At 66.6% G+C, this 12,787-nt stretch carries 14 protein-coding genes; 12 read left to right on the forward strand and 2 right to left on the reverse strand.

All coding sequences use genetic code 11. The features are described from left to right. Positions 1-44 precede the first annotated feature (44 nt). The 8 genes from RM531_RS13830 (at position 45) to ubiB (ending at position 7,525) form a co-directional block, all read left to right on the forward strand. Positions 45-737 carry a DUF484 family protein gene (locus RM531_RS13830; RefSeq protein WP_311660059.1) on the forward strand — a complete coding sequence of 231 codons (693 nt, stop codon included), beginning with the start codon at positions 45-47 and terminating at the stop codon, positions 735-737. Positions 738-746: 9 nt separating this feature from the next. Next, positions 747-1,658, forward strand: coding sequence for a tyrosine recombinase XerC (gene xerC, locus RM531_RS13835; protein WP_311660060.1), 912 nt, complete (start codon positions 747-749; stop codon positions 1,656-1,658). A 101-nt stretch (positions 1,659-1,759) separates the two neighbouring features. After that, a complete protein-coding gene (locus RM531_RS13840; RefSeq protein ID WP_311660062.1) occupies positions 1,760-2,389 on the forward strand; it encodes a PEGA domain-containing protein in 630 nt (209 codons plus the stop codon). Between the two features lie 150 nt (positions 2,390-2,539). Further along, a complete protein-coding gene (gene hslV, locus RM531_RS13845; RefSeq protein ID WP_311651511.1) occupies positions 2,540-3,082 on the forward strand; it encodes an ATP-dependent protease subunit HslV in 543 nt (180 codons plus the stop codon). Then, a complete protein-coding gene (gene hslU / locus RM531_RS13850; protein WP_311660064.1) occupies positions 3,075-4,451 on the forward strand; it encodes an ATP-dependent protease ATPase subunit HslU in 1,377 nt (458 codons plus the stop codon). The genes hslV and hslU overlap by 8 nt, the downstream gene beginning before the upstream one ends. Positions 4,452-4,568: 117 nt before the next feature. Further along, positions 4,569-5,321 carry a bifunctional demethylmenaquinone methyltransferase/2-methoxy-6-polyprenyl-1,4-benzoquinol methylase UbiE gene (gene ubiE / locus RM531_RS13855; RefSeq protein WP_311660065.1) on the forward strand — a complete coding sequence of 251 codons (753 nt, stop codon included), beginning with the start codon at positions 4,569-4,571 and terminating at the stop codon, positions 5,319-5,321. Continuing rightward, positions 5,321-5,917: a ubiquinone biosynthesis accessory factor UbiJ gene (locus RM531_RS13860; RefSeq protein WP_311660066.1), complete on the forward strand. Its 597-nt coding sequence runs from the start codon at positions 5,321-5,323 to the stop codon at positions 5,915-5,917. The genes ubiE and RM531_RS13860 overlap by 1 nt, the downstream gene beginning before the upstream one ends. Positions 5,918-5,920: 3 nt before the next feature. Then, positions 5,921-7,525, forward strand: a complete 1,605-nt coding sequence (ubiB, locus tag RM531_RS13865) for a ubiquinone biosynthesis regulatory protein kinase UbiB (protein ID WP_311660067.1) — start codon at positions 5,921-5,923, stop codon at positions 7,523-7,525. Between the two features lie 43 nt (positions 7,526-7,568). On the opposite strand, the gene RM531_RS13870 is transcribed toward ubiB, so the two are convergent. Both RM531_RS13870 and RM531_RS13875 read right to left on the reverse strand, forming a co-directional pair. Beyond that, a complete protein-coding gene (locus tag RM531_RS13870; RefSeq protein ID WP_311660070.1) occupies positions 7,569-8,909 on the reverse strand; it encodes a S41 family peptidase in 1,341 nt (446 codons plus the stop codon). Positions 8,910-8,990: 81 nt separating this feature from the next. Next, on the reverse strand, positions 8,991-10,130 hold the full coding sequence (locus RM531_RS13875) for a murein hydrolase activator EnvC family protein (protein WP_311660072.1): 1,140 nt from the start codon (positions 10,128-10,130) through the stop codon (positions 8,991-8,993). A 99-nt stretch (positions 10,131-10,229) separates the two neighbouring features. On the opposite strand from RM531_RS13875, the gene RM531_RS13880 reads away from it, so the two are divergent. The 4 genes from RM531_RS13880 to RM531_RS13895 are packed head-to-tail and all read left to right on the forward strand — an operon-like array spanning position 10,230 to position 12,786. Continuing rightward, on the forward strand, positions 10,230-10,655 hold the full coding sequence (locus RM531_RS13880) for a rhodanese-like domain-containing protein (protein WP_311660073.1): 426 nt from the start codon (positions 10,230-10,232) through the stop codon (positions 10,653-10,655). A gap of 27 nt (positions 10,656-10,682) precedes the next feature. Continuing rightward, positions 10,683-11,153: a protein-export chaperone SecB gene (gene secB / locus RM531_RS13885; RefSeq protein ID WP_311651519.1), complete on the forward strand. Its 471-nt coding sequence runs from the start codon at positions 10,683-10,685 to the stop codon at positions 11,151-11,153. Between the two features lie 9 nt (positions 11,154-11,162). After that, positions 11,163-12,167, forward strand: a complete 1,005-nt coding sequence (locus RM531_RS13890; RefSeq protein ID WP_311660075.1) for an NAD(P)H-dependent glycerol-3-phosphate dehydrogenase — start codon at positions 11,163-11,165, stop codon at positions 12,165-12,167. A gap of 22 nt (positions 12,168-12,189) precedes the next feature. Further along, entirely contained in the window at positions 12,190-12,786 is a 597-nt protein-coding gene (locus tag RM531_RS13895; protein ID WP_311660076.1) for a CDP-alcohol phosphatidyltransferase family protein, read from the forward strand. The last annotated feature ends 1 nt before the right edge of the window (position 12,787 follow it).

Raw genomic sequence — 12,787 nt, forward strand, 5'->3', positions numbered from 1 at the left:
GTAGCTATCCGGGCGCAAGCGCAGTCTGTTTCAAGGTGATGTCGATGAGCGAACCCAAGGCCGATCAGGATCCCGTCCCGACTCTGGACGAAGCCGAAGTGGCGGCCTATCTCCAGGCCAACCCGGACTTCCTGCAGCGTCATCCGGCGGTACTCGAGGCGCTGGATGTGCGCCATGACACCGGCAGCGCGGTGTCGCTGATCGAACGTCAGGTGGCATCCCTGCGTCGGGACAATCACGATACCCACGCCCGGCTGCGTGAACTCATCGATACCGCCCGCGATAACGAGACCCGGGTGCAGCATCTCAACGGGCTGGCCAGGGTGCTGCTGGGCGCCGACGACGCCGACCAGCTGGCGACCCGTCTGCGTGAGTTCCTCAAGCGCGAACTCAAGGTGGACGCCATGTTCATCGGGTTCACCGGCATCGACGAGAATGTCGGTGGCATCCATGCGCTGCCGCGCGACGGCGAAGCGATGCAGGCGCTGACCAACCTATTCCGGCGCGGCAAGCCGATCTGCGGGCCGCTGACCGAGGATCAGGTCACGGCGCTGTTTGCCGATGCCGGGGATACCCCGCCGCAATCCGCCGCGCTCATTCCGCTGGGCGAGGACAAGGTGCACGGTGCCCTGGTGCTCGGCAGCCGCGATTCACGCCGTTTCGTGCCGGACATGGGCACGCTGTTCCTGGAGTTGATGGGCAATCTCGTCACCGCGGCCTGCCGGCGGCATCTCTGAGCCCATGCCATGAGCGCGGAAGACGAGGCCCTCGTCGACCGGTTCTGCGCCAGCCTCACGCGCGAACGTCACGCTTCACCCCACACGGTTAGCGCCTACCGGCGTGATCTGACAGCCGCCCGCGCGGCGCTGCAGGAACAGGGTGTTTCCGACTGGGCAAAGGCGGACCTGCACCACATGCGCGTGCTGGTCGCGGCCCGCCATCGCCGCGGCGCGTCACCGGCCAGCCTCGCCCGTTTCCTGTCCAGCCTGCGCAGTTTCTACAACTGGCTGATTCGCGAGGGGGCGGCGGCCAGTAATCCCGCCCGTTCGGTACGCGCGCCCAAGCGGGCCCGGCCGCTGCCGAAGACGCTGGATGTCGATCAGACCCATCAGCTGCTGGAAATCGACAGCGACGATCCGATCGCCCAGCGCGACCGGGCGATCATGGAAGTCTTCTACGCCAGCGGCCTGCGGCTGGCGGAACTGGTGGGGCTGGAGCTGCACGACGTGGATCTGGCCGCCGGCGAACTCACGGCGCTTGGCAAGGGCCGCAAGCAGCGGCGCGTGCCGCTGGGCCGCAAGGCGATCGACGCACTGCGCCGCTGGCTGCCGATTCGCGCCGACTGGGCCACGGCCGACGAAACTGCGCTGTTCGTTTCGCGTCGTGGCGGGCGTCTGGCCCGGACCAGCGTGGCCCGGCGGCTGGCAGTCTGGGGGCGGCGCCAGGGGCTGGACGCCCACCTGCATCCGCACAAGCTGCGGCACTCGTTTGCCACCCACCTGCTGGAATCCAGTGGCGACCTGCGCGCGGTACAGGAGCTGCTGGGCCACGCCGACATTGCCACCACGCAGATCTACACCCATCTGGACTTCCAGCGGTTGGCCTCGGTGTACGACGCGGCGCATCCGCGGGCCCACCGCAGCTACGAGGAAGAGTAGTCGGCATACGCTGCGGGGTGGAAAGCTCAATCGCGTGACATTGAGTCGGTGCGTACCATTCCGACGGAGTTTTTTGTGTTGTGCTTGCTGGGAGAAGGCTTATGTGTCGAAGCGCGATCGCGTTCAGTGTAATTTTTTTGGCGATCGTAACGGGTGGTTGTGCAACGATATTTTCTGGTACCAGCGACGATATTCGTATTTCGACTGACCCGGAAGACGCGAAAATATATCGGGAAGGTCGCCTCGTCGGGGAAGGCGATGTGACGCTGACGATTCAACGCGCCGGCGCGCCGCCCGAAATTCGCGTGGAAAAGAACGGGTACGAGAGTCAGAGCTTCAAACCCGAGACGACGTTCAATAACGTTGCCATGATTAATTCGACGTTCGTTCTGTCATGGGGAACCGACATTCTCTCCGGGTCGGTGGTGCGGTATGCCGAAGATTCCTACCACGTTCAACTGATACGCGACGGTCAGGCCGGACTGAATCCTGCACAGCGCATCGTGAAATTCTCGCTGCTGAATGCAGCCATGGTTAAACTTGATTTAGCCGTGGGGGAAGGTGAATACCTGACTGAACTGGCCGGCATTTCGGGCAGCCAATCGGGAGAGGACGCTTTTCGCGCAGCACTTCTCGCGGAACGTGTGACCCTGCTGGAAACTGGTGACCCGAAAGCGTTCGCGACGCGTGTGGATCGTATTTTCTCGCGCTTGGCAGCGATGGAAAGTTAGCTCGAACGCGGGCTGTGATCGCCGGACCTGAAAGGGATTCTGGTGCTCCTCGCGATTGATGCCTGCTTGAAGCGGGCCGGCTTGACCCCAACAGTTCCGACGTAGCGCACCGGATCTCGCCGTGCGCAACATTTTAAATCGGAGAATTTCTTGGAACAGTTTCGCGGAACCACCATCCTGTGCGCGCGCCGCAACGGGGTGGTGGCGGTGGCCGGCGACGGCCAGGTATCGATGGGATCGACCCTGTTCAAGGGCAATGCGCGCAAGGTGCGGCGGCTCTACAAGGATCAGGTGCTGGCCGGGTTTGCGGGCGGCACCGCCGACGCCTTCACCCTGTTCGAGCGCTTCGAATCCAAGCTGGAGCAGCACAGCGGCAACCTCACCCGCGCGGCGGTGGATATGGCCAAGGACTGGCGTACCGATCGCATGCTGCGCCGGCTGGAAGCGCTGTTGCTGGTGGCCGATGCCTCGACCACGCTGATGCTGTCCGGCACCGGCGACGTGATGGAGCCGGAACACGATGTCATGGCTATCGGCTCCGGCGGCAGCTTTGCGCAGGCCGCGGCCAGGGCGCTGATCGACAATACCGATCTGCCGGCCCCGGAAATCGCCGACAAGGCGATGCGCATTGCCGCCGACATCTGCATCTACACCAACGACCACATTACGCTCGAGGTACTCGGCGATGAATGATGCCGCCACCGATACCCCGCTGGCCCGACGCTCGGCCGGCCAGCTGACGCCGGCCCAGATCGTGGCCGAACTGGACCGCCACATCATCGGCCAGGCCGACGCCAAGCGCGCGGTGGCGGTGGCCCTGCGCAACCGCTGGCGGCGCATGCAGCTGGGCGAGGACATCCGCGCCGAGATCACCCCCAAGAACATCCTGATGATCGGGCCCACCGGCGTGGGCAAGACCGAGATCGCCCGCCGTCTGGCCAAGCTGGCCGATGCGCCCTTCATCAAGGTGGAGGCCACCAAGTTTACCGAGGTCGGCTACGTCGGCCGCGAGGTGGATTCGATCATCCGCGACCTGGCCGACGTGGCGGTGAAGCTGGCCCGCGAGGCGGCCGTGCATCGCGTGCGCCACGAGGCCGAGATTGCTGCCGAGGAGCGCATTCTCGATGCGCTGCTGCCGCAACCGCAGTCGGCCCGGGACAGCGAGTCGGCGGCCAACGAGTCATCCGCCACCCGACAGGTGTTCCGCAAGCGCCTGCGCGAGGGCAAGCTCGACGACAAGGAAATCGAGCTGGACCTCAGCCAGCAGGGCGCCAATGTGGAAATCATGGCGCCGCCGGGCATGGAGGAAATGACCAGCCAGTTGCAGAGCATGTTCAAGAACATGGGTGGCCAGAAAAGCCAGCGCAAAAAGGTGAAAATCGGCGATGCCTTCCGGCTGCTGGTGGACGAGGAAGCCGCCAAGCTGGTGGACGAGGAACGGATCAAGGCCGACGCCATCGAGGCAGTGGAGAACAACGGCATCGTGTTCGTCGACGAGATCGACAAGGTGGCCAAGCGGGCCGAGCACGCTGGCGGCGGCGATGTGTCCCGCGAAGGCGTGCAGCGCGATCTGTTGCCGCTGGTCGAAGGCTCCACCGTGTCCACCAAGTACGGCATGGTGCGCACGGACCATATCCTGTTCATCGCCTCCGGCGCCTTCCATGTGGCCAAGCCCTCGGACCTGATCCCGGAGCTGCAGGGGCGCCTGCCCATCCGGGTGGAACTTCAGGCCCTGTCCGCCGAGGATTTCGTGCGCATTCTCACCGAGCCCAACCATTCGCTGACCGAGCAGTACGCGGCGCTGATGGGCGTGGAGGATGTCTCGCTGGAATTCGCCACGGACGGCGTGCGCCGCATTGCCGAAGTGGCCTTCAAGGTCAACGAGGGCACCGAGAACATCGGCGCCCGTCGGCTGCATACGGTGATGGAGCGGTTGATGGAGGAAATCTCCTTCGACGCGGCGGAACGCGGCGGCGAGTCGCTGACCATCGATGCCGCCTACGTCGACAGCCGTCTCGCCGATCTGGCCGAGGACGAGGACCTGTCGCGCTACATCCTGTAGCCATGCGGTAGGGCGCCTTTCAAGGCGCCTTGCGGGGCTGCTCGCCGTGCGTTTCGACTGTCCCTGAAACCGGCTTCAAGGTACCCTTGCCAGCTGCTCAGGCCTGCTTCCCGACCCATGACCGACCCCGCTGACGACACCACCGACTTCGGCTACCAGCGCGTGCCGCGCGGCGAGAAATCGCGGCGGGTCGGGGCAGTGTTCGACTCCGTGGCGGATAACTACGACCTGATGAATGACCTCATGTCGATGGGCATTCATCGGCTCTGGAAGCACTTCACCCTGGAGCTGGCGGCCATCCGGCCCGGCGAGCGGATTCTCGACCTGGCCGGCGGCACCGGCGACCTGGCGGCCGGCATGGCGCGGCGAACCGGGCCGTCCGGGTCGGTGGTGCTGTCCGACATCAACGGCCGGATGCTGGCCCGCGGCCGCGACCGGCTGGCCGACGCCGGCGTGGCGGGCAATCTCGAAGTGGTCCAGGCCGACGCCGAGGCCCTGCCGTTCGCCGATGCCAGCTTCGATCTTGTGACCATCGGTTTCGGCCTGCGCAACGTCACCGACAAGCCGGCGGCGCTGGCCGAGATGAAACGGGTGCTGGCGCCCGGCGGTCGTGCTCTGGTGCTGGAGTTCTCCAAGCCGGCGGTGCCGGGGCTGGACAAGCTCTACGACATTTATTCCTTTTCCGTACTGCCGCGCCTGGGCCGGCTGGTGGCCGATGACGAGGATTCCTACCGCTACCTGGCCGAATCCATCCGCATGCATCCGGATCAGGGCACGCTGCGATCGATGATGGGGGACGCCGGCTTCGAGCGCTGTGGGTTCCACAATCTCACCGGCGGCATCGTGGCGGTGCACCGGGGTTACGCCTGATGCAGCTGCCCGGTGAATTTACCGGGGCGCTGGAAATCGCCCTGTCGCGCTGGCTGGCGGTCGACGATATTGCCGCCGACCGCGCCGCCCGGCTGAATGGGCGCTGTCTGGCGATCCGGCTGCGGGAGCCGGATCTGGAACTGGTGTTTCGCCCGGGCGATACCGGCATGCGCGTGGATCAGGGCCCGGTGGATGATCCCGATGTGCGCCTGACCGGCGGGGTGGGGGATTTCGCCCGCAACCTGTTCGGCGATGGCGAGGCCCTGGGCGGCGGTATTCGCGTGGAGGGCGACGTGGGGCTGGCCCAGTCCTTCGCGCGCCTGCTGCAGGAGGCGGATATCGATTTCGAGGACTGGCTGGCCCAACACCTGGGCGACGTGCCGGCGGAACTGGCGGGCCGCGCGCTGCGCGCCGGCCGGGATCTGGCCCGCCGCGCGGCCGATATACTGCCGCGCGATCTGGCCGAGTACCTGCGCGAGGAAACCGGCGACCTGGTGGGCCGCGCCGAGGCCGATGAATGGCTGGCCGAGGTCGATCGTCTGCGGGCCGATACCGACCGCCTGGCGCAGCGCATCAAACGTCTTTCCACCGGCTGACCCATGCTCGAACGTACCCGCCGTCTGTGGCAGATCCGCCGCATCGCCCGACGCCACGGCCTGGGCGAACTGGTGCCGGACAGGCGGGCCCGCTGGCTGCTGGGAAGCGGCGGTGGCCACGACCGGCCGATCGGTGTGCGGCTGCGTCTGGCGCTGGAGGAACTCGGTCCCGTCTTCGTGAAATTCGGCCAGGCGGTTTCCACCCGGCGCGATCTGCTGCCCCCCGAACTGGCCGAGGAACTGGTCAAGCTGCAGGACCAGGTGCCGCCGTTCGACGGCGACGAGGCCGCGGCCATCGTGGAACGGGCCTACGGCTGCGAGCTCGGCGAGGTGTTCGCCGGGTTCGACCGGGAGCCGCTGGCGGCGGCCTCCATTGCCCAGGTCCACACCGCCCGCCTGCATCCGGCTCCCGGCGACGACGAGGGTATGTCGGTGGTGGTCAAGGTCCTGCGTCCGGGGGTGGAGGCGGCAATCGACCGCGACGTGGCCCTGATGTACCTGATGGCCGACCTGGCCATGCGGATCCCCGAACTGGCCCGCCTGCGCCCGCGTGAGGTAGTGGCGGAATACGACCGCATCATCCACGACGAACTGGATCTGGTGCGCGAAGGGGCGAATGCCAGCGAACTGCGCCGCAACTGGCAGGGTTCCGATCTGATCTACCACCCGGTGGTGCTGTTCGATCACACCCGCGACAACGTGCTGGTGATGGAGCGCATTCACGGCATTCCCATCGACGATGTCGAGGCGCTCACCGCCGCCGGGGCGGATTTCCGCGTACTGGCCGAGCGCGGGGTGGAAATCTTCTTCAAGCAGGTGTTCCGCGACAATTTCTTCCACGCGGATATGCATCCCGGCAACATCTTCGTTGACGCCAGCAATCCCGACCGGCCGCGCTACATCGGGGTGGACTTCGGCATCGTGGGCTCGCTGACAGCGTCGGACCAGCGCTATCTGGCGGAGAACTTCCTCGCCTTCTTCAACCGTGACTACCGCCGCATCGCCGAACTGCACGTGGCCTCTGGCTGGATGCCGGCCGATACCCGCATCGAGGCGTTCGAGGCCGCCATTCGCACGGTCAGCGAGCCGATCTTCAACAAGCCGCTGGCGGAGATTTCGTTCGGCCTGTTCCTGATCCGGCTGTTCCAGATCGCCCGGCAGTTCGATTACCGGGTGCAGCCCCAGCTGGTGCTGTTGCAGAAGACGATTCTCAACGTGGAAGGGCTGGGGCGAGACCTCTATCCGCAGCTTGATCTGTGGCAGACGGCGAAGCCGGTACTCGAGGAGTGGATGCGCGACCGCTACGATCCGCGCCGTACCCTGGCCCGGATTCAGAAACAGCTACCGCAGCTGCTGGAGTCGCTGCCCGACCTGACCGAGGCAGCGCTGGCCAGATTGCAGGCGCCGGCACCGCCTGCTGCGGCACCGGTCGCACCGGCTCCGGGCCTGGCCGGAGCGATCCGGATCGGCTGGTCGGTACTGGGCACGGGCCTGGCGGTTGGCGCCGTGCTGGCAGCGGGCCTGTCGGCGGGCCCGGCCTGGATGGCCCCGTTGCTCGGGTTGCTGTCGGCGCTGGCGGCGTGGCGGGCCGTGCGCCAACCGGGCTGATCTCCAGTCGGTCAGGGACCCCCGGATTGATTCGCCGCGCGGGTCAGCGCCCGCTCTGTATGTGCAGGCCCTTGAGCAGGTTCAGCGCCTCATAGAGCGCGTAATCCTCTTCGGCCAGCACACCCCTGTCTGCCTCCCCGGCGTCTTCCGCCTCGTCGCCATCGGTTTCGGGCGCATCGCCCTCGACCGGGACTCTGCCGTTGGTCAGCGCGCCGGACAGGTCGGCCTCGGAGAAACGGCCCAGGTTGGATTCCTTTGCCGCGCTCACCTTGACCGACTGGATTTCCACGTCCGGCACGATCCCCTCGGCCTGGATCGACCGGCCGTCGGGCGTGTAGTAGCGGGCGGTGGTCAGCTTCAGCGCGGCGTCGTTCTGTAGCGGCACGATGGTCTGCACCGAGCCCTTGCCGAAGGTCTTGCGGCCCATGATGATCGCGCGCCCCGAGTCCTGCAGCGCGCCTGCCACGATCTCGGAGGCCGAAGCCGACCCCTGGTTGACCAGGACCACCAGTGGCCGGCCGCGCAGCTTGTCGCCGTTGCCGGCGCTGAAGGACTGATCGGCATTCTTGACGCGGCCGTCGATGGACACGATTTCACCCTCGGTGAGGAAGGCGTCCGATACGTCCACGGCGGCGTTGAGCAGACCACCGGGGTTGTTGCGCAGGTCCAGCACCAGGCCGCGCAGGTCGCCCTCGGCTTCGTCCATCAACTCGTCCATCGCGTCGTTGAGGCTATTGCCGGTCTGATTGGAAAACTGGCTGATGCGCACGTAACCATAGCCCGGCGTCAGCATGCGGGAGCGCACACTCTTCACCTCGATCACGTCGCGCGTAATGGTGACCTGGAACGGTTCGGCATCGCTTTCGCGCAGTACCGTCAGGGTGATGTCGGTGCCCGGTTCGCCGCGCATCAGCTTGACCGCGTCGTTGAGCTTCATGCCCTTCACGGCCGTGTCGTCGATACGGATGATCAGGTCGCCTGACTCGATGCCGGCCTTCTTGGCCGGGGTGTCGTCGATCGGCGAGACCACGCGCACGAAACCGTTTTCCATGGTCACTTCGATGCCCAGCCCGCCGAACTCGCCGGAGGTGGAGATGTTGATCTCCTTGAACTCCTCCGGTGACAGGTAGGCGGAATGCGGATCCAGCCCGTCGAGCATGCCGCGGATCGCGTTGTTGAGCAGGTCCTCGTCGCTGACCTCCTCGACGTAGCCCTGCTTCACTCGGTTGAGAATCTCCACGAAACTGCGCAGGTCTTCGAGCGGCACCGCGTTGTCGGCCTTCGCGTTTTCGCTGGTGGCGAATACGCCCTGGCCGAGTGCGAGCAGAACGCCGACGATCACGCCGGTGGCAAGCAGGAGCAGGCTGTGGGAGGTGCGGGGCATTGAAACTCCGAATCAGGACGGATGCGGCCCGGCGGTGGCGAGCCATCCGCGGACGCGTGACGATATCACAGGCATGTCGGATCAGCCGCTCAGCCAGCGTGCCGGATCGACTGGCGTACGGCCCCGGCGAATCTCGAAATAGACCCCGTGACGGTCATGGCCGCCGCTGTTGCCGGCCGCGGCGATGCTCTGTCCGGCTCGCACCTGATCGCCCACCTCCACCTGCGCTGTCTGGTTGTGACCGTACACAGTGTAGTAGTCATCGCCGTGGTCGAGTACAACGATCAGTCCGTAGCGGTGCATGCGGCCGACATACACCACCCGCCCGGCCGCCGCGGCGCTGACCGACGTGCCGGCGCCGGCCGCCAGCCACACCCCCTGCCATTTCAGCTTGCCCCCCGCCTTGGCGTCGCCGAAGCCGGCGATCACCCGCCCGCTTACCGGCGGTGCCAGCTGCCCGCGGAGATTGCCGAAGGGTTTGCCATCGGTCGCCGGCGGCGGCGCCCTGGCGGTGCGTTCGCGCACCTCGCCGATCAGCGATTCCAGCGCTTCGGCTTCCGACTGCAGCGAGTCCAGATTGTTATCGCGGTCGGCCAGCCGGCGCTTGATGCGGTCGAGGGTGTCGGCGCGTTCGCGCCGGGTGTCGTCGAGCGAGGCCAGGGCGCTGGCGCGCCGGGATTCGGCGGCGGCCAGTGCCTGGCGTTCGGTGGTGATCTGCCGGCGCTGTTCGGCCAGGGCCGAGAGATCGATGCGCAGCTCGCGGATCGCGCCGGCCTGGGCCTGGCTGTAATACTCGTAGTAGCCCAGCAGGCGGCCGATGGCGGCCGGGTCGTCCTGCGACAGGATCAGCCGCAGGCGCCCCTGGCGGCCGACCCGATAGGCGGCATTCATGCGCTGACCGAGGGTGTCCACCCGGCCGCCGAGGCTGTCGCGCAGGCTTGCGGCCTCGGCCTCGAGCCGGTCGATTTCCGCCTCGTGCGCGTGGATATCCTCCCGGATGGCGCGTAGTTCGCTGCTGGCCTCGGCAATTCGTGTTTCCACTGTCGCCAGTTCCGCGCTGAGGTCGCCGCGGCGCTCCCGGTCCTGGTCGATACGGTTCCTGAGGGTGGCGATCTCGCTGCGCAGGGCTTCCAGTTGCTGCTCGCGCTCGGCCAGATCCTGGCCGATGGCCAGGCCTGCCGGAATCAGTGTCAGGAGAAGTATCGCGAGTCCGCGTGGCATGACGGCATTGTAATCAAAGCCCCGGTGCGCCGCCGGTTCCGGCGGGTGTGGCGCTTGTGTGATAATCCGCCGCCCGCATCCGGTCCACGTCGCTACGTCATGCAGCAGTTGCTCGAATTCATTGCCAATCACCCGTTTCTCTGGTCCGCCGTGGCCGCGGTCATCGTGGCGCTGGTGGCCAACGAGGTCTGGCGCTCGCTGCGCGGTGATCGGCCGCTACCGCCCAGCGACGCGGTCCGGTTGATCAACAGCCGCGACGCGGTGGTGGTGGATGTGCGCTCGGCCGGCGACTTCAAGAAGGGTCATCTGCTCAACGCGATCAACATCCCGCTGGCCGGCATTACGGAACGGGCCAACGAGATTTCCAAGAACAAGGAATGCACCATACTCTGCTACTGCGCCATGGGCTCCACGTCGCAGCAGGCCTGTCAGCGCCTGGCCAAGCTCGGCTACAGTCATGTGCATTCGCTCAAGGGTGGCATCAACGGCTGGCAGGCGGCGGGGCTGCCCATCACGCGCAAGTAGTCGACACGACAAGGACGGGGCAGGTTGATGGCGGACACCGATGCGAATAGCGGCCGGCGGGTGCTGGTGCAGAAACTCTATCTCCGCGACGCGTCGGTGGAAGTGCCGGGCGGACCGGGCATTTTCGAAGGCGAGTGGCGGCCGCAGATCGACGTGGATCTGAACTTCCGCGTGGGCGACCTGGGCGAACAGCGCCACGAGGTCAGCGTGTCGGTCACGGTGACCGCCAAGCGTGATGACAAGACCGCCTATATCGTCGAGGTGGATCAGGCCGGCGTATTTCTGGTCTCGGGCTTCGACGACACCGATGAGCACCAGCGGGTGCTCGGCGCTTATTGTCCCAGCGTGCTTTTTCCCTACGTGCGTGAAACCGTGGGGGACCTGGTGCAGCGGGCGGGTTTCCCGCATTTCCTGCTGCAGCCGATGAATTTCGACGCCCTGTTCGAACAGCATCGGCGTTCGCAGGACGCGGACGCGGCGCAGCCCGCCACGCACTAGGCGCTGCCAATGGGTATTCAGCGCATGGCCGCGCTCGGTGCCGGATCCTGGGGCACGGCCCTGGCGATTCAGCTGGCCCGCAACGGCGTCGAGGTGCGTCTGTGGGGACGCGATGCCGAGGCCATCAACAAGCTGCAGGCGGCGCGCGAGAACCAGCGTTATCTGCCCGGTGCGGCCCTGCCGCCGGCCCTGATCGGCGAACCCGATCTGGCCGCCGCGGTGGCCTTTGCCGAGAACGTGCTGGTGACGGTGCCCAGCCACGCCCTGCGGGAAACGCTTGCCGTGCTGCAACCGCATCTGCGCCCGGAACAGCGCCTGATTCTGGCCACCAAGGGGCTGGAGCCGGGATCGGCCCGGCTGCCGTTCGAGGTGGCCGCCGAGGTGCTGGGTGAGGACCGGCCGGTGTCGCTGCTGTCCGGGCCGAGTTTTGCCGGTGAAGTCGGGCGCGGGCTGCCGACCGCGGTCACCATCGCGTCGAACGATGCCACGCTGGCCGCCGACATGGCGCGAGCGTTTCACGATGGCGTGTTCCGCGTGTATGTCGGCGCCGACATGGCCGGCGTCGCCGTGGGCGGCGCGGTCAAGAACGTGCTGGCCATTGCCGTGGGCATTTCCGACGGCCTGGGCTACGGCGCCAACGCCCGGGCGCTGCTGATCACCCGCGGGCTTTCCGAAATGGTGCGGCTGGGCGAGCCCCTGGGCGGTCGCCGCGAGACTTTCATGGGCATGGCCGGGCTGGGCGATCTGCTGCTGACCTGTACCGACGATCAGTCCCGCAACCGGCGCATGGGACTGGCGCTGGCGGCGGGCCGGACGGTCGCCGAGGCCGAGGCCGATATCCAGCAGGTCGTCGAGGGGGTGCGGGTGGCCCGCGAGGTGCACCGCATCGCCGAGCGCGAGGGGGTCGAATTGCCGATTTGCGAGCAGGTCTACTCGGTGCTGCACGCCGATACCGCGCCGCCGGAGGCGGTGCGTGTGCTCACAGAGCGGCCATTCCGCAACGAAATAGACTGACGAGACAACCCGGACCCATCGCATGGCCAACTCGATCACCTTCGGCCGTTGTCTGCTCCTGCTGTTGCTGCTTGCAGTGGTGTACAGCGGCATGCCGACCCTGCAACTGCTCAACGCCCCGCTGGTGATCCTGATCATCGCGCTGGATGGCGTCGATGGCTGGGTGGCGCGCAAGCGCGGCGAGGAGTCTTTGTTCGGCGCCACGTTCGATATCGCCGCCGACCGCATGGTGGAGAACGTGCTGTGGGTGGTGCTGGCCCATCTCGGGCTGATCGGCGTCTGGGTGCCGCTGCTGTTCATCGTGCGCGGCACGCTGGTCGACGCGATCCGCAGCACCGGCACGGCCTCGGGCACCGCCGCCTTCGACATGATGCAGAGCCCGGTTGGCCGCTTCCTGGTGGCCGGGCGTTTCATGCGTTTCAGCTACGCCGCGGTCAAGGCGGTCACCTTCGCCTGGGTGCTGCTGTGGCAGCCATTTCCGGCGCTGTTCCCGGCCTTCTGGAACACCTGGGGTGCCGGTATGGATGCCATCGGTCTGGCGCTGGTGGTGGCATCGGCCGCCCTGTGCGTGCTCCGCGGTTTGCCGGTGGTGATCGAGTTTCTGGCCAACCGGGACTGAC

This window comes from Spectribacter acetivorans (genome assembly GCF_031846305.1).
GTDB classification, from domain to species: Bacteria; Pseudomonadota; Gammaproteobacteria; order Nevskiales; family Salinisphaeraceae; genus Spectribacter; species Spectribacter acetivorans.